This is a genomic window from Noviherbaspirillum saxi, from assembly GCF_003591035.1.
Lineage (GTDB): Bacteria > Pseudomonadota > Gammaproteobacteria > Burkholderiales > Burkholderiaceae_D > Noviherbaspirillum > Noviherbaspirillum saxi.
Genome location: NZ_QYUO01000001.1, coordinates 1 through 21987, shown reverse-complemented (window position 1 = coordinate 21987; position 21987 = coordinate 1). Strand labels below are relative to the sequence as shown.

Below are 21987 nucleotides of genomic sequence, written 5' to 3'. Positions count from 1 at the left end.
AGGCCTTGCCTGCCGATCCGCTGCACTGTATTCGCTGTATCAGGTGGTGCGCTGTTCCCGATCCTTCTTGTTTTGCTCCTCGATGCGGTCGCGCGCATCTTTCCATTGCTGCTCGGACCAGGAACGCAATTCATAGAAATTGCCGCCGGTCGCCAGATGATTGCCGCCGTCCATCATGATCGCCTGGCCGGTCAGCCAGTCGCAGCCATTGCTCATCAGGAAAGTCGCCAGGTTTTGCAACTCTTCCATCTTGCCTGCGCGACCCATCGGATTGATTTTCGCGGAACGGGCGCCGGGCGCTTCGCCGGGATTGAGGCGCTTGCTCATGCCTTCGGTCGGAATTTCGCCCGGACCGATCGCGTTCAAGCGAATGCCATACTGCGCCCATTCGGTGGCGAGCGACATCGTCATCGCATGGATCGCGGCTTTGCTCATCGATGAAGGCACCACGAAGGGGCCGCCGTTCAATACCCAGGTAACGATGATGGACACGACGCTGCGGTAGCCGTCTTCCGGTTTCCATTGTCCCTTGGCCGCCATCTCGACCCAGCGCCGGCCGACCGCGTGCGTGACATAAAAGGTACCGTGCATCACGATATTGGCGATCGCATCGAAACCGCGCGGCGACAGCGCCGATGTCGGTGAAATGAAATTGCCGGCCGCATTGTTGACCAGGCCGGTCAGCGGACCTTCCGCAAAAATCTGTTCGACCATGTCGTCGACCGCGGCGGCGTCACGGATATCGATGCCGAAGGTTTTGACGCTGCCGCCATGGGCCGCCATCATTTCCTGCGCGGTCTCGTCGCAGACCGGCTTGCGGCGGCCGCAGATGTAGATGTCGGCGCCGAGCGACAGGTATTTTTCCGCCATCGCGCGGCCGAGGCCGGTGCCGCCGCCGGTGACCAGGATGCGTTTGCCTTGCATGAGTTTCGGTTCAAACATGATCGTCTCCTTATTGTGAAAATGCGGAAAATGCGGAAAATGCGGGTGCGGGTTATTTCAATTCGTACTTGCCTTCATCGAATGCATGCAGCGGCGCCAGATCGTCAAATTGCGGCGCGCGTCCCTGCTGTTTGGCCGTGAAGGCTTCGACCAGATTGCCGGTCTGCCAGATGCCCGATTGCAGCCAGCCCATCTGCTGCAAGGCATCGTGGGTCGAATGATCGCGTGCATAGTGGATTGCCTGCTTGCTGCCCCAGATCGCCACTGGTGGCTTTTCGGCAATTTCGCGCGCCATCTGCAGTGCGGCTTCCAGCATTGTCTGCTGCGTGTCGAATACTTCATTGACCAAACCGACCGCGAGCGCGCGTTGTGCCGGCAAGCGGCGGCCGGTGTAGGCCATTTCATGCACGATGCCTTCGGGAATCAGCTTGGGCAGCCGTTGCAGCGTGCCGAGATCGGCGGTCATGCCGATATTGATTTCCTGGATGCAGAAGAAAGCATCGGCGGTCGCGAGGCGGATATCGCAGGCGCTGACCATGTCGACGCCGCCGCCGATGCAGCCGCCCTGGATCGCGGCGATCACCGGCATGCGCAATTGCTCGATCAGGGTGAATGCCTGTTGCATGTCGCTTAGTTGCGGATGGATGTTGGCGCGGCCGGACGCGGTGGTGTCGTTGAGGGTGATGCCGCTGTCGGCGCCGAAGACGTCGAGCGCCATGCCGGCGGTGAAGTGTTTTCCGGTGGACGAGATGACTAAGGCTCTGGCGGAAGCTTCGCGCTGCAAAGTGGTGAGGGCGTGGGTGAGTTCGCGCCAGAGGACCGGGTGCATGGTGTTGAGGGTGGTGGGGCGGTTTAGGGTTAGGTGGGCGATTTTGTTGGTGATGGTTAGGGTGAGGCATTTGTATTGCATTGCTGGTCTCCTTTGTTATGTTTTCTCTTCGGTGATTCTGGGCTGGTGTTTCTTCGTGGTGGCTTGCCGGGACTGGCCCCGGCGGGCCACTTACTTTCTTTGCTTCGCCAAAGAAAGTAAGCAAAGAAAGGCGACCCTACTGCCGCGCCCCTGCGGGGTTCCCAAAAGATTGCAGCATCAAGCGGGAAGCGCAGAACTCGCCTTCGGCTCAGACAACTGCGCTTCTTTTTCCGCTTAATGCTGCAATCTTTTGGCGTCGGCAGAAGGGGAACTACTAAAGCCTCTAAGCGCAACGGTAGTCAAGTGCTTCGGCCTACCACCTGGCGCCGCACGGTCCCTTCCCCCTTGCAGGGGGAAGGCTAGGATGGGGGTGATGCGGTTGAACCAGCGGATAAGTCTGCTAAGCCCTCCCATCCCCCACCCGCAACGACCGCAACACCGCATTCACCGCCGCATTGAACAACTCATCCGCCCGCTCGCTCTTCAAGTAATACCCTTTCAACTCCAGACTGACCGCACCATGCATCGCCGCCCACAACAAGCGTGCAGCAGCAGTCGGATTGGACGGCGGCAGCGTGCCGTTCTTCATCGCTTCTTCAAACGTCTCGATCAGTACCGCCAGCGATTCCCACGCTTGCTTGCGCGATTCGACCGGCGGCACGAAGCCGGCAATGGCATCGCCAAACATCACCATGTAATAGCTGGGATTGCGCTTTGCATAATCGTGATACACACGTGCATGCAACAGCAGCGGCGCAAGGCCGTCGGTATCCGTTTTCTTTTTCGAGGCCTGCGCCGCGGCTTGCGCGAATTCCGCTTTCAAGCGGGCGAAGCCTTCCAGATACAGTTCATTCGCCAGGCCATCCTTGCCGCCGAACAAGGAATACAGCAGCGTGGTCGAGCAATTCACCGCATCGGCGACACGCCTGACCGTCATCGCGGCGGGGCCTTCTTCGGTCAGCAAGCGTGTGGCCGCATCCAGCATGCCTTGGCGCAAGGTATCGCGCAGCGCTTCCTGGGCCTGGCGAAAATCGACGACCTGCGTTTTTTTAGATTTCATGTTCAAAAGCCGCTTTGCAAAAACATTGTTTTTTCTGATAACATCATAAACAGAATTCAAAAAAACGCAATCGGCTTTATCGTTACAGTCGATATGTGCCTCGCATAAACAGCGCGCCGGATCGATCCGGCGCTCCACCCAAGGAGTCTTCATGAGCACCCATCATTTGCCGGCGGTATTGCAGAACCTGAGCCTGCCCGTCATCGCTTCGCCGATGTTCATCGCCAGCGGTCCGGAACTGGTCAAGGCGCAATGCAAGGCAGGCATCGTCGGTTCTTTCCCGGCGCTCAATGCGCGCCCGGCAGAACTGCTCGATACCTGGCTGACCGACATCCAGGCCGATCTCGAGGCCTACAAGCAGGCCAATCCCGGTGCGAAAGTCGGTCCGATCGCGGTCAACCAGATCGTGCACCAATCGAATGATCGCCTCGCGCATGACGTCGAAGTCTGTGTCAAGCATCAGATCCCGATCATCATTTCCAGCCTGCGCGCGCCGCCGAAGGAAATGCTCGACGCGATCCACAGTTACGGCGGCATTGTGCTGCACGATGTGATCTCGATCCGTCATGCAAAGAAGGCATTGGAAGCCGGCGTCGATGGCTTGATCCTGGTCGCCGCAGGTGCCGGCGGTCATGCGGGCGCACTGTCGCCTTTTGCGCTGGTTGGTGAAGTACGCAAGTTCTTCAAGGGACCGATCGCCTTGTCTGGTTCGATCGCGACCGGCGATGCGGTGCTGGCAGCGCAAGCGATGGGCGCGGACTTCGCGTATATCGGTTCACGCTGGTTGGCGACCAAGGAGTCGAATGTCGATGAAGCGTATCGCCAAGCCATCGTGGAATCGGCGGCGGCTGACGTGATCTACACCAACCTGTTTACCGGTGTGCATGGCAACTACCTGAGAAAGTCCATCGTCGCCGCAGGCCTCGATCCGGACAACCTGCCGGAAGCCGACAAGACGAAGATGAACTTCGGTTCCGGTGGCGGCAGCAAGGCCAAGGCATGGCGCGATATCTGGGGCGCCGGCCAGGGCGTCGGCCTGATGGACCACGTGATGACCGTGCCGGAAGTGATGGAAAAGCTGAGCGCTGAATACGTAGCGGCAAAGAAGCGGATCGGCATCGCCGTCTAAAATGAAAATCCCTCTGCGGCTTGCTGCCGCAGAGGGAACGGTTATTTCAGTGTGCGTCTGTTGAAACCGGGGTCAAGCGCCGGTCTCGGTCTTGATTGCCCAGATACTCGGCAGGTTGCGCCAATAGCCATAGGCATCCATCCCATAGCCAACGACGAACTTGTTCGGCAGCGTCAGGCCGATGTAGTCGGCCGTCACCGGCTTGGCCTTGCCGATATTCTTGTCGGCAAAGACCGCGAGCACCACTTCAGCTGCGCCCATTTCCAGCAAACGCTCCTTGACGTGGGCAAGGGTTTCACCTTCGTCGAGTATGTCGTCGAGCACGATCACCGTGCGTCCTTCGACATTCGAACGGGGAATGACTTTCCATTCGATCTTGCCACCCTGGTCCTTGCTGCCGTAGCGGGTGACGTGCATGTAGTCGAATTCGAGCGGAAACTTCAGGCGCGTCAGCAGCTGCCCGCAAAACACCACCGCGCCGCCCATCACGCCCAGCACCAATGGAAAGGCCGCGCCTTCATCATTGTCGAAGCGCTGGTTCAGCTTTTGCGCGACATCGTCAACTGCGCGTTGCACGGCGGCATCGTCAAAAATCAGTTCGGCATCGTTGAGCAGCGAGCGGGCTTTGTCACGGTGGAATTCGGAATCGATATAGGTCATGGCGCAGCGCCTCAAAACAGAAAAAATAAACTTGGACTTGATTGACAGGGTGCGACCATCCTACCGCAGCCCGTCGTGGGCGGCCATCATATGCCGGCCGCGTGCCTATGGCAAGATAGCGAGCAGTTACCCGAATGGAAATGGAGCACAGCATGAACAAGGCTTATGTCGTGGCGGAAATCAAAGTTACCAATCCGACCAATTACGAAGGCTACCGTGCGTTGTCGACCGCTGCCGCCATGCAATATGGCGGGCAGTTCCTGGTACGCGGCGGTGAACGCGACCAGCGCGAGGGCGAAGATGAAACCCACAATGCAGGCTGGCGTACCGTGATCGTTGAATTTCCTTCGTTGGCGCAGGCGCGGCGCTGGTACGAATCAGTGGAGTACCAGAAAGCATTGCAGATCCGGCAAGCGAATTCGATCGGCAGGCTCTTTATCGTCGAAGGTGCCTGAACCCATCATCAACTTGCTTCAGTGAAAGGGGAATCTTTCCCCTGTTAGCGTCTCGAACTCTTATTCACCTTTTCAGCGAGGGAGCGATGAAGACGACATTGAAGCAACATCAGGTGAGCACGCAACGACCGTACCGCGACGGATCGACGCCGCGCATGCCGCACGAACGCGACGAGTCGAACGACAATTATGAAGACGACAATGTGCGCGACGATATGAAGCAGGCGTACGAGGACTTGCAGGAAGGTCAGGTCGATACCGATTTACGCGCGACCGGCGGGGTCGATGAAGTGGTCAACGACAGGCCCGGCAAATCGCCGGACAAGGTCATCAAGAAACCGTTCTAGCCTGGTGATGAAGAGGCTGCCGCCGAACCGGCGGCAGCCTTTTTGTCAGTCTTACTCGTACTTGCGCGCGTCCTCGATCACCTTGCCATCGTTGGGCAAGGTGCCACGCGCAACCAATTGCAACGCGCCGCGCAATTTGGTCACATCGCGGATCGTCTCCACAATTGCCGCCGACGGCACGCTGGCCGGATCGTCGACCTCGCAATGCAGGGTCATCACATCGTTGGCCATTTCGCCGCTCACCACCAGCCGCGCTTTCGCAATCTGCGGATAGCGTTTGATCACTTCAGCCACCTGTGACGGATGCACGAACATCGCGCGCACCTTGGTGGTCTGATCTGCACGTCCCATCCAACCCTTGATCCGCACATTGGTGCGCCCACATGGGGAAATGCCGGGCAGGACCGCCGACATGTCGCCGGTGCCGAAGCGTATCAATGGATAGTCGGGATTGAACGAGGTAATGACCACTTCACCGACTTCGCCTTCGGGCACCGGATCGCCGGTGCCCGGGCGCACGATTTCCAGGATCAGGTCTTCATCGAGCACCATGCCGGGATTGACCTGGCCATCGGTCTCGGTTTCATAGGCGATATTGCCGATATCGGCCGAGCCGTACATCTGCAACACATGCGGCACGCCATTGTCCTGCAGCCATTTGCGCAGCGAGGGCGGCAAGGCTTCGGCGCCGACCAGCGCGCGCTGCACGCTGCTGATGTCGGCCTGCATTTCACGTGCCTTTTCAATGATGATCTTGAGAAAAGACGGCGTGCCGATATAGGCATCCGGCCTCAGTTCGGCCATCGCCTGCACCTGCATCTCGGTCTGGCCGATGCCGGCCGGGATCACTGCGCATCCCAGCCGCGCCGCGCCGCCTTCAGCCATGAAAGCGGCCGGGGTGAAATGGTAAGAAAAGCAGTTTTGCACGATATGGCCGGCACGCAGGCCGAGCGCGGCCATCGGCCGGGCAAAGCGCCACCAATCCTCGCCGTATCCTTCCGGATCGAAGATCGGACCGGGCGACATGAACAGATGGCGCATTTGCCGCGCCGCTGTCGTGGTCAGGCCGCCGAACGGCGCGGCGTCCTGCTGCAAGTCCTTCAGGTCGGATTTGCGCGTGACCGGCAATTGCGCAAGCGCGACGCGCGACGTGATGTCGGCCGCATTGACACCGCCTAAAATGCGGGCCCAGCCGGGCGCAGACTGCGCGCGGGCCACCAGTTCCGGGAGCCGCGCCAGCAACGCCTGTTCGCGTTGCTGAGGATCGCGCGCTTCCAGTGAATCCAGAAAATCGCTCATGACAAGCTCATCCTTGTTGACATCATTCAGGCAAGCCAGCGCTTGCGACGGCGATAAAACTTCATGTCGCGGAAGCTCTTGCGTCCTGCGCCCGATACGCCCAGATAGAATTCCTTCACATCTTCATTCGAGGCGAGATCGTCGGCATCGCCTTCCATCACGACGCGGCCGTTCTCGAGGATGTAGCCGAAATCCGCATAGCGCAGCGCGACCATGGTGTTTTGTTCGGCCACCAGGAAAGACACGTTTTCCTTGGTATTAAGATCTTTCACGATCTCGAAAATCTCTTCGACGATCTGCGGCGCCAGACCCATCGACGGTTCGTCGAGCAGGATCATCGATGGCTTGGCCATCAGCGAGCGGCCGATCGCGCACATCTGTTGTTCGCCGCCCGATGTATAGCCGGCCTGCGAGGTGCGCCGTTGCTTGAGGCGTGGAAAATAGTGATAAACCATTTCCAGCGAATCCTTGAGCTCGGTGCGCGAAATCTTGCGGGTATAGGCGCCGGTCAGCAGGTTTTCTTCTATCGTCAGGTGACCGAAGCAGTGACGGCCTTCCATCACTTGCGACAGACCGCGCTTGACGAGTTCGTTCGGGGTCAACTGATCGATGCGCTCACCCTTGAATTCGACGCTGCCCTTGGTGACGTCGCCGCGCTCGCCGCGCAACAGGGTGGAAATCGATTTCATCGTGGTCGACTTGCCTGCGCCGTTGGCGCCAAGCAGTGCGACGATCTTGCCTTGCGGGACTTGCAGCGACACGCCTTTCAACACCAGGATCACGTGATCGTAGATGACCTCGATGTTGTTGACCGAGAGATAGGGCGCAGTCGCGGTTGCGGAAGTGGCTGGAGATAGGCTCATAGTGGCATAGCGGTATACGCAGCAGTGTGGAGCAATTTGCCGCACGATCCCTTCCCCCCTTTCAGGGGGAGGGAACCATGCGCAGGTTGGAGCAATGCAGTCGGCAGTATGCTTATCCGTTCATGCACGCGGCCTTGATATTCTTCTCGGTCGCATACTTGTTCGACGACTCTTCCAGCAGCTTGCGTGTCAGGGCCTTGTCGCCAACCACCCAGTTCGGCGTGATCGGCACCCATTTCGTACCACTCCACTGCTGCACTTTGACCGCGCCCGAACCTTCATGGTCTTCGCAGGAAGTCTTTACCGGCGGGAACATGCCGGCTGCGCCCAATTGCTTCTGGCGTGCCTCGTCGATGTTCAGGTTTTCAAAGCCCCAGCGTACTTGCTCGCCGGTCATGACCTTGCCCTTGCCGTATTTTTCCTGCGCCTTGCGGATTGCTTCCACCCACAGGATGCCGGCAGTCACGCCGCGCATGTGATAGACCGAGCCCACGCGCGCCTTGTCGTCCAGGTTGCCCTTGCCGGCGTCGTAGACTTTCTTGCGGATTTCATCGAGCACCGGATAGTTGCCCGGCGTGTTGAAGGTCATCGTGGTGTAGCCCTTGGCCGCGTCGCCGGCCGGGATCGTGTCTTCCTCGGAACCCGCCCACCAGACGCCCAGCATCTTCTCGCGCGGGAAGCCGTTACGCTGCGCGGTCTTGATCGCCACCGCATTCATCACGCCCCAGCCCCACAGGATCACATAGTCTGGCTTGGCCTGGCGGATCTGCAGCCACTGCGATTGCTGCTCGTTGCCGGGATGCGCGACCGGGATCTTGATCAGCTCGAAACCGTATTGCTGCGACTGCGCTTCCAGCACAGGCAGCGGTTCCTTGCCAAACGCGGAGTCGTGGTACAGGTGCACGATCTTCTTGCCCTTGAGTTTGTCTACGCCGCCTTCCTTGCTGCCGAGATAAGCCACCATCGCCGCAGCCTGGTTCCAGTAGCTGGTGATCAGCGGAAAGACATACGGAAATACCTTGCCGTTGGCAGCGTCGGAGCGGCCGTAGCCCAGTGTCGTCATCGGGATCTTGTCGGTCGCGACGCGGTCCAGGATGCCGTAGGCAATGCCGGTTGCCAGCGGCTCGACCAGCGACGCGCCGCCGCTGTTCGACTTCAGGCGTTCATAGCATTCGACGCCGCGCGAAGCGTTGTATTCGGTTTCGCACTCTTCCCATTTCAGCTTGACGCCGTTGATGCCGCCGTTGGCATTGACCAGGTTCATATAGTCAATCGAGCCGCCGAAGAATCCGGAGCCGCCGGCCGCATAGGGACCAACACGGTAGGAAAGGATGGGGATGAATTGTTCCTGTGCCGCAGCGACACTGACAGTGCCGGTCAGTGCGGCGCCGATCAGGATTGATTTAATCAACTTCATGGTGCTCCTCCTATTATTAGACAGCAGTGACAACTGGTGAAACGGAAAGTCCTGGACGCTTTAATGCGGAAACGGCCACAAACGCAGTTTTTCCTTCGCGATCTGCCAGAGACGGGCCAAGCCATGCGGTTCGACGATCAGGAAGAAAATGATGAGCGCGCCAAACACCATCAGCTCCAGATTGGACGCGACCGACGTCGGCAGCTGTAATGCATGCGCGATGATGTTGAGCAGGATAGGCAGCAGCACGATGAAGGCTGCGCCGAAGAAGGCGCCGATGATCGAGCCGACGCCGCCGATGATGATCATGAACAGGATGCGGAACGACAGGTCGAGGCTGTAGGCTTCCGGCTCGACGGTGCCGAGGTAGGCATACGCATACAGTGCACCGGCGACGCCGCAATAAAAGGAGCTGACCGCGAACGCCAGCAGCTTGGTGCGCATCAGCCGGAAGCCGATCACTTCGGCCGCGACATCCATGTCGCGCACCGCCATCCACGAGCGGCCGACATTGGTGCGTACCATGTTGCGCAGCATCAGCGCCATCACGCATACGATGGCCAAGGTCAACACATACTTGCTGCCCGGCGTGTCGAAGTTGTAGCCGAGAATGGTGATCTTTTGCGCCGTGATCACGCCTGACGAACTGTAGTTGGTGAACCACTGGATCTTGGTCAGGCACCAGACTACAAAGAATTGCGTAGCCAGCGTCGCAGCGGCGAGGTAAAAGCCGCGGATGCGCAACGAAGGCAAACCGAAGGCAACCCCCACCAGCGCCGCGCACAATCCGCCCAGGACGAATGCCAGCAATACCGGAATGCCGGGTATGCGCAGCATGAAGTTATAGGCGGCAAATGCGCCGACCGCCATGAAGGCCGCCGTGCCCAAGGACAGCTGGCCGGCATAGCCGGTCAGGATGTTCAAGCCCAGTGCTGCCAGTGAAAAGATCAGGAAGGGAATCAGGATCGCCGAGAACATATAGGGCGTGGCGACCAGCGGCACCGCCAGAAAGGCGATCGCCAGCAGCAGCATGATGCCGATGCGATCCTGCCGGATCGGAAAGATCTGGCTGTCGGCCTGGTAGGTAGGTTTGAATTGACCTGCTTCGCGGTAGAACATAGTTTTTTTCCTGACTAATAACGTGGCTTGTAGTCAATCGTAATTACTGCTGCGGCTTGCTTCCCTGAGTGCGGAGAATGCAAGACGCTAAATCCGTCGAATAATCTTTTCACCAAACAAACCTTCCGGCCGTACCAGCAAGAACAGCAATGCCAGCACATACGGGAACCAACCCTCGATGCCGCCGCCCACCATCGGTCCGATATACACCTCGGCCAGTTTTTCGGATGCGCCGATGATCAGGCCGCCGACGATCGCGCCTGGCACCGAGGTAAATCCGCCCAGGATCAGCACCGGCAAGGCTTTCAACGCGACGAAGGTCAGCGCGAACTGCACGCCGTTGCGCGCACCCCAAAGCAATCCGGCGACCAGCGCGACAAAACCGGCAACCGCCCAGACGATGCCCCAGATCTGTTGCAGCGGAATGCCGACCGCCAGCGCGGCTTGATGGTCGTCGGCCACTGCGCGCAAGGCGCGGCCGATCTTGGTCTTGGAAAAGAACAGCGCCAGCCCGGTCACCAGGATCGCGCAAATGCCGGCAGCGGTCACATCGAATTGCGAAATCGAGATATTGAAGTTATCCAGCAGGTACATGATAGGCACGTCTTCGATGCCGATATCAAGTCGCCTTACCTGCGAACCCCAGATCAGCTGAGCGAGCCCTTCGATAAAGAAGGTCAGGCCGATGGTGGCCATGAACAGCGTGATTTCATGCTGGTTGACCAGCGGCCGCAGCACGATGCGTTCGGTTGCCAGACCCAGCAGCACCATTGCCGCCATCGTCAACGGAATCGCGAGCCAGAGTGGCACGCCGAATTTGTCGATCAAGCCGACGCAGGTCAGGGCGGCGAAGAACACCATCGCACCTTGCGCAAAGTTGAATACGCCGGAAGCTTTGTAGATCAGCACGAAGCCGAGCGCCACCAGGGCATACATGACGCCGGCGAGCAGGCCGCCGATCAACACTTCGAAAAAGAAACTGATTTCCATCTGATATCCTTAACCGATCTTGTTTCGATCTGTGTAGCGTTCCCTCTCCCTTGCAGGGGCGCCCGGCGTAGGGGGAGGGAGCCTGTCCGTTAATGCGCTACGCCGAGATACGCATTGATCACATCCTGATTACTGCGCACTTCCTCCGGCGTACCATCGCCGATCTTCTTGCCGTAATCCAGCACCACTACCCGATCCGAAATATCCATCACCACACCCATGTCGTGCTCGATCAGCACGATCGTGGTGCCGAACTGGTCATTCACATCGAGGATGAAGCGGCACATGTCCTGCTTTTCCTCGACATTCATCCCGGCCATCGGCTCGTCCAGCAACAGGATTTCCGGTTCCGCCGCCAGCGCGCGCCCCAGCTCCACACGCTTTTGCAAGCCATAGGGCAAGCGCGAAACCGGCGTCTTGCGGATATGCTGGATTTCCAGGAAGTCGATGATTGATTCCACCTTCTTGCGATGCGCGATTTCCTCGCGCTGCGCCGGACCCCAGTAAATCGCCTGCAGCAGGAAATTGGTCTGCATCTTCAGGTTACGGCCGGTCATGATGTTGTCGAGCACGGTCATGCCCTTGAACAGCGCGATATTCTGAAAGGTGCGTGCAATGCCGCTCTTGGCCGCCGCATAGGTATTCATGTCGTGCCGTTCTTCGCCGCGATAAATGATCTTGCCCTGCTGCGGCCGGTACACGCCATTGATCACATTCAGCATCGAGCTCTTGCCCGCGCCGTTGGGGCCGATGATCGCGCGGATCTCATGCTCGCGCACATCGAAGGAGATATCGGTCAAGGCCTTGACCCCGCCGAAGGCGAGCGAGATATGCTGCAGGTCCAGGATTACATTGCCGATCTTGCGGTTATCGTTCATCGCTTATGCCGCCTTCTTCAATTCGCCATAGGTCTTTACATCGACGATGCGCAGGTCGGCCGAAACCGTGCCCTTGCGGCCGTCTTCGAACTTGACCTGGGTTTCTATGTATTGCGACGTCTTGCCCGCATACAGCGCGTCGATCAGCGCCTTGTATTTTTCCGCGACAAAACGCCGGCGTACCTTGCGGGTGCGCGTCAACTCGTCGTCGTCCGGATCCAGTTCCTTGTGCAACACCAGGAAGCGATGGATCTGCGTGTCCGACATCAGGGCTTCGCTCGCCAGGTCGGCGTTGACCTTTTCCACGCATTCGGCGATCAGGTCATAGGTTTCGCGCTTGGCCGCGAGATCGGTATAGCCCGAATACGCAATGCCGCGCCGCTCGGACCAGTTGCCGACCGCTTCCATATCGATGTTGATGAACGCACACACCCGGTCTCGCTCGTTGCCGAAGGCGACCGCTTCCTTGATGAAGGGGAAGAACTTGAGCTTGTTCTCGATATAGTTGGGCGCGAAGATCGCTCCGTTGGTCATCCGGCCGACATCGGCGGCACGGTCGATGATCTTCAGATGGCCTTCTTCATCGAACAGGCCGGCATCGCCGGTATGGAAGTAACCATCCGCATCGATGACTTCCTGCGTCGCATCGGGCCGCTTATAGTATTCCTTGAGCATGGACGCCGACTTCACCAGCACTTCGCCGTTGGGCGCAAGCTTGACTTCGACACCGGGTGCCGGCAGGCCGACGCTGTCGAACTTGATGTTTCCGTCCGGTTGCAGGCACACATAGGCGCAGGTTTCTGTCGAGCCATACAGCTGCTTCAGGTTGACCCCGATAGAACGGTAAAAGCGGAACAGGTCCGGACCGATCGCTGCACCGGCGGTATACGCGACGCGCACGCGCGACAAGCCGAGCACGTTTTTCAGCGGGCCGTAGACGAGCACATTGCCCATTGCATAGCGCAGCCGGTCGAGCAATGAGACCGGCTTGCGGTCGAGAATATCCGCTCCGACGCGACGCGCGACATCCATATAGTGATGGAACATCTTGCGCTTGATCGACCCGGCGTCTTCCATCCGGATCATGACCGTGGTCAGCATGTTTTCAAACACGCGTGGCGGGGCGAAATAATAGGTGGGTCCGATTTCGCGCATATCGGTCATCACGGTATCGCCGGACTCCGGGCAATTGACCGTGAAACCCGCGACCATTGCCTGCGCGAACGAGAACAAGTGATCGCCGACCCAAGCCATCGGCAGGTAGGACAGGATGTCGTCGTCGCCGGTGAGCTTGTCGAAGCCGACGCCGCCGACCGCGGCCGCCATGAAGGAGCGATGCGTCTGGCACACGCCCTTGGGCTTGCCGGTGGTGCCCGAGGTATAGAGCATCACTGCGGTATCGTCTTCGCTGCCGGCGTTGACTTCATTCATGAAAAAGCCGGGATGGTCACGTTCGAATTCGCGGCCCAGCTGCTGCACCTTTTCAAACGAGGTCAGTTCGGCTTGCTGGTAATGTCGCATCCCGCGCTCATCGTCGTAAACGATGTGGGAAATGCGGTTCAGCCCTTGCTTGATTTCAAACAGCTTGTCGACCTGTTCCTGGTCTTCAACAATCGCAAAGTCGATTTCCGCATCGTCCAGCACATAAGCCATATCGGCCGCCGGCGCATCCTGGTACAGCGGGACCGCCACGCCGCCGAGGCATTGGGCGGCTGCCATCGACCAGTACAGGCGCGGACGGTTGTCGCCGACGATCGCCAGATTCATGCCGCGCTTGAATCCCATTGCCGCCAGTCCGCATGCCAGCGCGCGCACTTCGTCGGCGACCTGCGCCCAATTCCAGGTTTGCCAGATGCCGAGATCTTTTTCACGGAAGGCGGGTTTGTCGGCGCGGCTTTGCGCATGCTGCAGCAGCATGCGGGGAAAGGTGCGTCCGCCCGGTTTGCTTGTCTCACTCATCGTCCCACTCTCTTATAACAGATGTACCGTTGGTGTACCGTCACGAAGGATCTGATGCGGAGCGCCGTCGAGCTGACTCGATGGGCGATGCAAGCCAGCAGTGTCTTTGCCCGCGAGCATAGGCGCGTCGGGCGAGTCGGCTTACAATGTCTCCGTTATTCTTTGTTCTTTGTTGTCAGCATACTAGACAGCGAAGTCTCTGTGCGCTGTCATTTGCCCGACAATCCTGATTAAAACAAAAACTATCGTTGATGCATCGCACCATGTCTATAGAAAAGCGTCCATTGAAAGAAGTGCTGCGCGAAACCATCTGGGCACGGCAGTTGACTGCGGAACAGATGGCGCGTGTCGAAGCCGATACCGTCGAGCAGTTCGTGCCCAAGGGCGGTTATGTCTGCCGCAAGGGGGAGAAGGTTGACGCGTGGATAGGCGTGATCGAAGGCTTGGTGAAGATGAACAATCTTTCGCCGGAAGGCAAGTCGGTTACGTTCACCGGCTTGTCGGCCGGCGGCTGGTTTGGCGAAGGCACGCTGCTCAAGGGAGAGCAGCGCAAATACGATGTCACCGCACTGCGCGACAGCCGGGTCGCGCGCATGCCGGCCAAGACCTTCATGTGGCTGCTCGATACCAGCCTGCCGTTTACCCGCTTCCTGTTAATGCAACTCAACGAGCGGCTTGGGCAATTCATTGGCATGGTCGAGTTCGACCGCCTGCTCGACGTCGATACCCGTGTCGCGCGCTGCCTGGCGGCGATGTTCAATACCCACCTCTATCCGGGCACCGACATGTTGCTGCAGATTTCGCAGGAAGAAATCGGCTATCTGTCCGGTGCGTCACGCCAGCGCGCCAATCAGGCGCTGCAGGTATTGGAAAAGGCGGGCTTGCTAAAGGTCGACTACGGCGGCATCCAGATTCTGGATCTGGACGGACTGCGGCGCTTTCGCGCATGAAACAATCGGATGGAAAAATCTAAAGGCAAGTATGGATAGCATTTATGCCGACCTGCCATCGCTCGAATCGCTGGCGGCATTCTGGTCGGGGCCGGTGGTCGCTACCAATCTCATCGTTTTTTTCAGCCTGTTCGGCGCGCTGCTGCTTGGCTTGCTGGTGGGCTACGAGCGTTCCTATCGCGGCCGCGCCGCAGGCATGCGGACCTATGGCCTGGTTTGCATGGGATCGGCGGCGCTGACGGTGATCGCTGGCTATCCGGGCGACTGGTATGGCGGGCAGGTGATGATCGGGCCGGGTGTCGATCCGACGCGCGTCATTCAGGGCATCGTGACGGGCATCGGTTTTCTCGGCGCCGGCGTGATCATGAAGGAAGGCTTCAATATCAGCGGCCTCACCACTGCGGCATCGATTTGGGCGACATCGGTGATCGGCGTGCTGGTCGGCGTCGGATTTTATCTGTCTGCAATGCTGCTGGCGCTGATGTCGGCCGCCTGCATGATAGGCGTACCCAAGCTGGCGAGCCGCTTGCCGTCGCGGCAAGCGATTGCCATCGTGATGCGCTTCAAGGAAGGTGCGGCGCCGAGCGAGCAGCGCTTGCGCGATGCGGCGTTGAAGCGCGGCTATGAAATCGCCAGCGGGTCGATCTCGATTGCCGTACAGCATGGCAAGACCGAATGGCATTTCGTCGCAGTGGCCTACAGTAAAAGCAGCGGCGCACCGATCAGCGAACTGGCGAAGGACATGTCGCAGGTGGAAGGACTGGAAAGCTTCCACCTGTCCCATGCCAGAAATTGATTCGCGGCTTGTTCGCTTAGGAATGTGTACGGAATAAGTTACCGATTTGGACGCGTCCGACGGGATGCGCTGCAAGGCGCGAGAAGGAGTCATAGCGAGCTATGGCGACGCCGAGCAACGCTGCAGCGCGCCCGTCGGACGTGAACCAAATCGGGAAATTATTTCGTGCACGTTCCTTAGCTGCCCGCGATGCCCACCGCATGTTCATCCGCGGTGCCGCGTAGATGCGATTGCAGCCGTTCGGCGATCACTTCGACCATCTTGTCGTTGAATGCAGGAATGTCTTCCGGCTTGCGGCTGCTGACCAGGTTGCCATCCCTCACCACTTCCTGATCGACCCAGTTGCCGCCGGCATTGCGGATATCCTGTTCCAGCGCCGGGTAGCTGGTCATCGTGCGACCTTCAACCAGGCCGGCCGACACCAGCAGCCAGCCGCCATGGCAAATCACGGCAATCGGCTTGTGGTCTTCATCGATATTCTGTAAGAAGCGCTGGGCTTCTCCCATGTTGCGCAATGCCGCTGCATTCACCTTGCCGCCCGGCAGTAATACCGCATCGAAGGCTTTTGCATCCGCTTCGCGCAAGAGCAGGTCGACGGTAAATTCATCTCCCTGCTGATCATGGTGCATGCCGCGCACCTTGTCGAACTTGTCCGAAACGATCCTGGTCAGCGCACCCACCGCTTCCAGCGCTTTCTTCGGCTCGGTCAATTCAACTTGCTCGAAACCATCGGTGACGAGGATGGCGACATTCATTCCGTTAAGAACCGGATCCATCATTTTTCTCCTGAACCAAAATCAGGTTGAGTGACCGGCGCGGGAAAAGTTCGGGCGAAGCAGTTTCCCAAGAGCAATTTCGGCTACAGACGTAAGGACGCACTTAGCACTTTGAAAGGGAATTGTTTTGAGCGAAGTTGTAATAGACGTCTCCATTCCGAACCGCCGGGTACTGTTGCCAGTCAAACCTAGGTCAATCACTTTTACAGACACCGTGCACATGTCGATTCGCGATATCGCGCACCGCAGGTCCGACCCTTTCAGGAGGTAGACATGAAAACGATGAGCAAACTGATGTTCGCCAGTGTCGCGCTGCTATTGTTTGCCGGCTGCCAGAAAACACCCGAGCCGAAAACCAGCACCGCGCCGGCATCCACCAGCAGCGGGTCGGTGGCGTTGCCGCCGAACCAGATGCCGTCATCCGATGGCGCGATGCAGCCCAAGGTCGCGACCGCGCCCAGCAGCGGAGATGCCAATACCCCGACCCAGGCCAATCCTCAGACGCTGACCAAGGGCCAGGAAACAACCACGCTGCCGCATTCTGGCCAAGTGAACAATCACTCGGTGCCGAATACCACCGGCCCTGCCAGCGAAAAGAAATAAGGAAATAAAAGAAATAACTTAGCGCGCGGTCGCGGAGGGGAAAAACAGCTGCTTGCCGTCGACCCGGAAGGCGGCGATGCGCTGTTGCCCCGCTTCCGACGTGATCCAGTCGATCAACTGCATCGCGCCCTTGTAATTGATGTCCTTGTACTTCGCCGGATTGACCGCGATGATGCCGTAAGGGTTGAACATTTTCGCATCGCCTTCGACTGCAATCGCCAGCCCGGTCTTGGCTTGATAGGCGACGTAGGTCGCCCGGTCGGTCAGCGTATACGCCTGCAATTCCGCCGCCATCGTCAACACTTCACCCATGCCCAGCCCGGCCGATACATAGGCATTGCCGGCCGGCTTTGCGCCGACATCCTTCCAGTACGCGCGTTCCATCTGGTCAGTACCGGAATTGTCGCCGCGCGAGATGAAGCGCGCCTTGGTATCGACAATCCGCTTCAGGGCAGCGATCAGGTTTTTCTCGCCCTTGATGCCGGCCGGATCGGCGGCTGGACCGACGATGATGAAATCGTTGTACATCACATTGCGCCGGTTCACGCCATGGCCCTCGGCGACGAACTTGTCTTCGGAAGGACGCGCATGCACCAGCGTGACATCGACGTCGCCGTTTTTCGCCAGTTCCAGCGCCTTGCCGGTACCGACCGAAATTACCTGCACCTTCAGCCCGGACTGCGCTTCAAACGGCGGCAGCAAAAATTTCAATAGCCCCGAATTGTCGGTACTGGTGGTGGTGGACAGTTTCAGGACCTGTTGCGCCGATGCCAGCGACGACAGGAACAGCAGTGCAGCTAGTAAGGAAACCATTCGGGTACGCATCATGTGAAGTTCTCCCGTCAATAAAATTTATGCCACGCGCACCCGTTGCTGCCGCGCCTGCAAGCGTCCATCGCGCAGCTTCAGCCGCTCGACGCCGGGCAAGGCAATCAGGTCACGATCATGGCAGGCCATGACGACGCTGCCACCATTTTTGACCAGTGACGGGATCAGCGCAATCACTTGTTCGCGCGCGGCGCCGTCCAGATTGGCGGTCGGTTCATCGAGTAGCAGCAGCTTCGGTTCCAGCACTTTGGCGCGTGCCAGCGCGATGCGCTGCTTTTCGCCGCCGGACAAGGTCAGCGGCTTGCTGTCGCGCAAATGGCTGACGCCGGCCCATTCCATCGCTTCGTCGACATGCCGCGCCACCTCGGCTTTTGGCAAGCCGCGCGCCACCAGTCCATAGCCGATGTTGTGCGCGACGCTGGTCGAAAACATCACCGGATGCTGATGCACATACACGATTGCCGCGCGCATGCTGGACGGATAGGGCGCCAACGCCAGGCTTTGATCAAGGAATACGACCTCCGATGCCTGTGCCGGTTCGAGTCCGGCCAGTATGCGCAGCAAGGTGCTTTTGCCGGTCCCATTCAAGCCGGTAAGCACATAGGCGCTGGCTTGCCGGATCGTCAGGTGTTCGATCTCGAACAGCTGGCGTTCGCCGAACTGTTTTTTCAGCTGATGTATCGATAGCAGGATTCTCACGACACCCCTCGCGCCGTGCGTGGATCGCCCTGGAGCAGGAGCAGCACCGCATTGATGGCAAGTGCGATCACGATGAGCACCATGCCGAGCGCGATTCCCTGCGCAAATTCGCCCTTGCTGGTTTGCAAGGCAATGGCAGTGGTGATGGTGCGCGTGTCGCCGGCGATATTGCCGCCGACCATGATCGCGCAACCGACTTCCGAAATCACGCGGCCGAATCCGCTGATCACGGCCGCCATCACGCCGAAACGTACTTCATACAGCACCGTGAACATCACGCGCCAGCCGGATGCACCGAGCGTCACTGCAGTTTCGGTCAGCCGCAGATCCGCTGCCTGCACCGCAGCCAGCGTGAAGGAGATCAGCACCGGCAAGGCAATCAGCACTTGTCCGGCAACGATGCCGGACTGCGAAAACAGCCAGCGAAAATCACCCAGCGGACCTTGGCGCGACAGCATCAGGTACAGCAACAAGCCTATCAGTACTGTCGGCAGCGACAGCGATGCCTGCACCAGCCAGATCACGATGCGTCGTCCAGCGAACGAACGGGCGGCGATCAGGTAGCCGAGCAGGATGGCAAGCGGCGTCGCGAACAGCAGCGCGACGACCGTGGTCTTAAGTGAAACCCAGATGACTTGCCAAAGTTCGGCATCTCCGGACAGGAGCAGGGCGAAGGCGTCGCGGATAGCGTCAAGCAGATGCATGCAGATCGTGAATCGGGGTAGTTGGCGTCAGTGGGTAGTGTACTGTGCTTCGACATCGACTCCCAGTGTGCCAGCCCTGGGCAGCGCTAGGCGACCCGCAGCACTTCGGCCAGATGCGGTTCCATGATCAGGCGGTCGCGGCCGCTGAGCGCAAGGAAATGCTTGCCGGTGCAGCGCGCCAGCAGCGTCATGCCCAGCCGTTCGGCCACCATGTGTCCCATCTGGGTGGTACCGGAGCGCGACAGCAGGAAGGGAATGCCCATTTGCGCGCCCTTGATGACCATTTCGGACGTCAGCCGACCGGTGGTGTAAAACACCTTGTCGCCGCCGCCGACATCGTCCAGCCACATGCGGCCGGCGATCGCATCGACCGCATTGTGGCGGCCGACATCCTCGACGAAATACAGCATCTCGCCTTCGGCCGAAAACAGCGCGCAACCATGCACCGAGCCGGCCTGCTTGTAGATCGATTGCTGGGTGCGGATGGTATCGACGATCTGGTACAGCGTCGATTGGCGTAGCCGCGCGTCGGGCGGCAAGGTAATCCGCTCGACTTCATCCATCAGCCCGCCAAACACGGAGCCCTGGCCGCAGCCGGTGGTGACCACCTTGCGCGAAGTGCGTTCCTCGACGTCGGCGATGCCGGAAAAGGTCTTGACCGCAACCGCCTCGACTTCCCAGTCCACGGTGATCGATTCGATATCTTCAATGGACCTGACCAGGCGCTGATTGCGCAGATACCCGAGCGTCAGGGCTTCCGGCGCGCCGCCCAGGGTCATCAGCGTCACCAGTTCGCGCTTGTCGACATAGACCGTCAGCGGGCGTTCCGCCGGAATGAAGATTTTCGATATCCGGCCGCGTTCGTCCATTACCTCGACTTCTTGCGTGAGATTGACGGTGGCATTGGTCAGGTAGGGGCGGCGTGGCATGCGTCGAGTTTTCTGCTGCGAACAGCAACGAGTGGTTCAATGAGTCCTATGTTACTTCTTTGCAGGCTCGGCTGCCGGTGCAGCGGGCGCCGTGCTTGCCGATGCCGCCGGCGCGGTCGGGGCGCTGGCAGCTGCCGCAGCGGCGGCGGGGGCTGCCGTGCCGCCCGCTGCTGGTGGTGCTGCCGGTGCTGCCGCCGCAGTAGGAACATAGGGCCCCGGGTCCGCGCATGGCGGCGTCTCGACGGTTGGTTTCTTCGCGCCTTCCTTGTCCTTGAAGTAACGCGCGGTCACCTTGTCCTGCGACTGGCAGAGTTTATAGGATGCGACCTTGTCGCTCCAGGCAGTCTTGTCTTTCGCGGCATCGGCAGCGGCCTTGGCTTCCGGGGTGGGAGGCGGCAGCTTGGCATGGGCCGCACCCGCGCCCAGTGCCAGCATGATCAACAGGGGTAAGCAGTTTTTCATCGTATCCTCTCTTGCCTTCATACGGCCTTGACCGGTCCCGGATCGCCCGGACGCTGTTGCGTCCGCACGCGCGGTACTTCGCCATTCTGGATTTGCTGATACCACAGATCATGATGTTCCTTGGCCCAGGTATCGTCGACATAGCCGCGGCGCATGGCATCGTAGGCGCCTTCCATGCCGATCGTGCCAAGGTAGATATGGCCGAACGACATCGCCACCACCAGCACCGCCGCGATCAGATGGATGATATTGGCGATTTGCATGTTGCTGCGGGTGTAGACCATGCCCGGCACCAGCATGTCGAGCACGAAACCGGAAGCGCTGACGATCAGGCCGAGCGTGACGACGCCGCCCCAGAACCACAGTTTTTCACCGGCATTGAAGCGGCCGGCGCTCACATGCTCCTTGCCGATCGCGCCGCCGAGCCTGGCCAGCCATCTGCCGTCGCCGCGCTGCGGCAGGTTGTCTTTCACATACAGCACGAACATCAGCACCAGCGATATCGTAAAGACCGGCCCGACGAAATTGTGGATGTTCTTGCAGGCAAACGCGAGCCAGCCGAACAGCGTATGGCCGAATACCGGCATCAGTACGTATTTGCCGAACAGCATGATCAGGCCGGACAATGCGAGCGTGAGAAAGGTAATTGCCACGGTCCAGTGCGTGATGCGTTCCAGCGATGTGAAGCGTTCGATCAGGCGGCCGGTGCGGGCGCCTTTCAGCCGGATGCGCCCCTTGATTAGGTAAATCGCGGCAAGCGCGATGATTGCAATGATCAGCAGCCAGCCGCCGATGTTGGTCAGCGGCCCGTTGCGATACTGCCGCCATGCCTCGCCCGCCGTGGTCGCATAACTCTGCCCCGGAAACTGCGCTTTGGGTTGAATCAGCACACCCATTTCCGGACCGGGCAGGCTGGAATAATTATTCGTGCCTTCCTTGATGATGCGCCAGGTCGGCGCATTGTTGCCCGGCTGGTCGCGCGTGCGTTCGGCCTGGTTCTGCTTGAGGATGTCGACGGATTCGACGTTGGGGGCGGCGGGTGTCGTTGCTGCGGGTGCTGCGGCTGCAGGCGCAGGCGCCGGCTGGGTGGCTGGAGCCTTGGGATCCTGTGCCATTACGCCGCTTGTCGCAAGCGTCATCGCCAAAGCGAAGGCGGTAATCCATTTATTCATGACGTTTTCCCTTTGACTGAGGGCCGGGCTTATCGCCGAC

At 59.3% G+C, this 21987-nt stretch carries 24 protein-coding genes; 6 read left to right on the top strand and 18 right to left on the bottom strand.

Annotation, left to right across the window (positions count from 1 at the left end):
• Window positions 1-39: 39 nt before the first annotated feature.
• From D3871_RS00120 to D3871_RS00110, 3 genes are all read right to left on the bottom strand, one after another.
• Entirely contained in the window at window positions 40-942 is a 903-nt protein-coding gene (locus D3871_RS00120; RefSeq protein ID WP_119767064.1) for an SDR family oxidoreductase, read from the bottom strand.
• A gap of 52 nt (window positions 943-994) precedes the next feature.
• Entirely contained in the window at window positions 995-1852 is an 858-nt protein-coding gene (locus tag D3871_RS00115) for an enoyl-CoA hydratase-related protein (RefSeq protein ID WP_119767063.1), read from the bottom strand.
• Between the two features lie 400 nt (window positions 1853-2252).
• On the bottom strand, window positions 2253-2912 hold the full coding sequence (locus D3871_RS00110; protein ID WP_158597832.1) for a TetR/AcrR family transcriptional regulator: 660 nt from the start codon (window positions 2910-2912) through the stop codon (window positions 2253-2255).
• A gap of 151 nt (window positions 2913-3063) precedes the next feature.
• Here D3871_RS00110 and D3871_RS00105 point away from each other — a divergent pair, with 151 nt between their 5' ends.
• Window positions 3064-4041, top strand: a complete 978-nt coding sequence (locus D3871_RS00105; RefSeq protein WP_119767061.1) for an NAD(P)H-dependent flavin oxidoreductase — start codon at window positions 3064-3066, stop codon at window positions 4039-4041.
• A 72-nt stretch (window positions 4042-4113) separates the two neighbouring features.
• Here D3871_RS00105 and D3871_RS00100 read toward each other — a convergent pair whose 3' ends face one another.
• The gene (locus D3871_RS00100; protein WP_119767060.1) at window positions 4114-4701 is read right to left on the bottom strand and encodes a hypoxanthine-guanine phosphoribosyltransferase; all 588 of its coding nucleotides are present in this window, start codon (window positions 4699-4701) and stop codon (window positions 4114-4116) included.
• 152 nt (window positions 4702-4853) lie between these two features.
• On the opposite strand from D3871_RS00100, the gene D3871_RS00095 reads away from it, so the two are divergent.
• Together D3871_RS00095 and D3871_RS00090 are read left to right on the top strand one after the other, a co-directional pair.
• Window positions 4854-5156: a DUF1330 domain-containing protein gene (locus D3871_RS00095; RefSeq protein WP_158597831.1), complete on the top strand. Its 303-nt coding sequence runs from the start codon at window positions 4854-4856 to the stop codon at window positions 5154-5156.
• A gap of 113 nt (window positions 5157-5269) precedes the next feature.
• On the top strand, window positions 5270-5503 hold the full coding sequence (locus tag D3871_RS00090) for a hypothetical protein (RefSeq protein ID WP_233575462.1): 234 nt from the start codon (window positions 5270-5272) through the stop codon (window positions 5501-5503).
• A gap of 51 nt (window positions 5504-5554) precedes the next feature.
• Here the strand turns inward: D3871_RS00090 and D3871_RS00085 are convergent, their stop codons facing one another.
• The 7 genes from D3871_RS00085 to D3871_RS00055 all read right to left on the bottom strand — a co-directional run bounded on the left by D3871_RS00085 (window position 5555) and on the right by D3871_RS00055 (window position 14028).
• Window positions 5555-6802 carry a phenylacetate--CoA ligase family protein gene (locus tag D3871_RS00085; RefSeq protein WP_119767058.1) on the bottom strand — a complete coding sequence of 416 codons (1248 nt, stop codon included), beginning with the start codon at window positions 6800-6802 and terminating at the stop codon, window positions 5555-5557.
• Between the two features lie 26 nt (window positions 6803-6828).
• On the bottom strand, window positions 6829-7665 hold the full coding sequence (locus tag D3871_RS00080) for an ABC transporter ATP-binding protein (protein ID WP_119767057.1): 837 nt from the start codon (window positions 7663-7665) through the stop codon (window positions 6829-6831).
• Window positions 7666-7777: 112 nt separating this feature from the next.
• Window positions 7778-9082 (bottom strand): ABC transporter substrate-binding protein, encoded by a 1305-nt coding sequence (locus D3871_RS00075; protein WP_119767056.1) that lies wholly within the window; start codon window positions 9080-9082, stop codon window positions 7778-7780.
• Between the two features lie 60 nt (window positions 9083-9142).
• Window positions 9143-10201: a branched-chain amino acid ABC transporter permease gene (locus tag D3871_RS00070; RefSeq protein WP_119767055.1), complete on the bottom strand. Its 1059-nt coding sequence runs from the start codon at window positions 10199-10201 to the stop codon at window positions 9143-9145.
• An 87-nt stretch (window positions 10202-10288) separates the two neighbouring features.
• The gene (locus D3871_RS00065; protein WP_199724782.1) at window positions 10289-11185 is read right to left on the bottom strand and encodes a branched-chain amino acid ABC transporter permease; all 897 of its coding nucleotides are present in this window, start codon (window positions 11183-11185) and stop codon (window positions 10289-10291) included.
• Window positions 11186-11280: 95 nt separating this feature from the next.
• Window positions 11281-12069 carry an ABC transporter ATP-binding protein gene (locus tag D3871_RS00060; RefSeq protein WP_119767053.1) on the bottom strand — a complete coding sequence of 263 codons (789 nt, stop codon included), beginning with the start codon at window positions 12067-12069 and terminating at the stop codon, window positions 11281-11283.
• Between the two features lie 3 nt (window positions 12070-12072).
• Window positions 12073-14028, bottom strand: a complete 1956-nt coding sequence (locus D3871_RS00055; RefSeq protein WP_119767052.1) for an AMP-dependent synthetase/ligase — start codon at window positions 14026-14028, stop codon at window positions 12073-12075.
• Window positions 14029-14291: 263 nt separating this feature from the next.
• On the opposite strand from D3871_RS00055, the gene D3871_RS00050 reads away from it, so the two are divergent.
• Both D3871_RS00050 and D3871_RS00045 read left to right on the top strand, forming a co-directional pair.
• On the top strand, window positions 14292-14978 hold the full coding sequence (locus D3871_RS00050) for a Crp/Fnr family transcriptional regulator (RefSeq protein ID WP_233575461.1): 687 nt from the start codon (window positions 14292-14294) through the stop codon (window positions 14976-14978).
• Window positions 14979-15030: 52 nt separating this feature from the next.
• Window positions 15031-15774 (top strand): MgtC/SapB family protein, encoded by a 744-nt coding sequence (locus tag D3871_RS00045; RefSeq protein WP_119769782.1) that lies wholly within the window; start codon window positions 15031-15033, stop codon window positions 15772-15774.
• Window positions 15775-15950: 176 nt separating this feature from the next.
• On the opposite strand, the gene D3871_RS00040 is transcribed toward D3871_RS00045, so the two are convergent.
• Complete coding sequence (locus D3871_RS00040; protein ID WP_274381679.1) at window positions 15951-16553, bottom strand: type 1 glutamine amidotransferase domain-containing protein; 603 nt, start codon at window positions 16551-16553, stop codon at window positions 15951-15953.
• Between the two features lie 270 nt (window positions 16554-16823).
• Here D3871_RS00040 and D3871_RS00035 point away from each other — a divergent pair, with 270 nt between their 5' ends.
• Entirely contained in the window at window positions 16824-17153 is a 330-nt protein-coding gene (locus tag D3871_RS00035) for a RodZ family helix-turn-helix domain-containing protein (protein ID WP_119767049.1), read from the top strand.
• A gap of 18 nt (window positions 17154-17171) precedes the next feature.
• On the opposite strand, the gene D3871_RS00030 is transcribed toward D3871_RS00035, so the two are convergent.
• From D3871_RS00030 to D3871_RS00005, 6 genes are all read right to left on the bottom strand, one after another.
• Window positions 17172-17981: an ABC transporter substrate-binding protein gene (locus D3871_RS00030; protein WP_119767048.1), complete on the bottom strand. Its 810-nt coding sequence runs from the start codon at window positions 17979-17981 to the stop codon at window positions 17172-17174.
• Window positions 17982-18005: 24 nt separating this feature from the next.
• The gene (locus D3871_RS00025; protein WP_119767047.1) at window positions 18006-18680 is read right to left on the bottom strand and encodes an energy-coupling factor ABC transporter ATP-binding protein; all 675 of its coding nucleotides are present in this window, start codon (window positions 18678-18680) and stop codon (window positions 18006-18008) included.
• Window positions 18677-19384: an ABC transporter permease gene (locus tag D3871_RS00020; protein ID WP_119767046.1), complete on the bottom strand. Its 708-nt coding sequence runs from the start codon at window positions 19382-19384 to the stop codon at window positions 18677-18679. Before D3871_RS00020 ends, D3871_RS00025 begins: the two co-directional genes overlap by 4 nt.
• An 86-nt stretch (window positions 19385-19470) precedes the next feature.
• Window positions 19471-20313, bottom strand: coding sequence for a formate dehydrogenase accessory sulfurtransferase FdhD (locus D3871_RS00015; RefSeq protein ID WP_119767045.1), 843 nt, complete (start codon window positions 20311-20313; stop codon window positions 19471-19473).
• A 51-nt stretch (window positions 20314-20364) separates the two neighbouring features.
• On the bottom strand, window positions 20365-20775 hold the full coding sequence (locus tag D3871_RS00010; RefSeq protein WP_119767044.1) for a hypothetical protein: 411 nt from the start codon (window positions 20773-20775) through the stop codon (window positions 20365-20367).
• 17 nt (window positions 20776-20792) lie between these two features.
• Entirely contained in the window at window positions 20793-21947 is a 1155-nt protein-coding gene (locus tag D3871_RS00005) for a formate dehydrogenase subunit gamma (protein WP_119767043.1), read from the bottom strand.
• Window positions 21948-21987 lie beyond the last annotated feature (40 nt).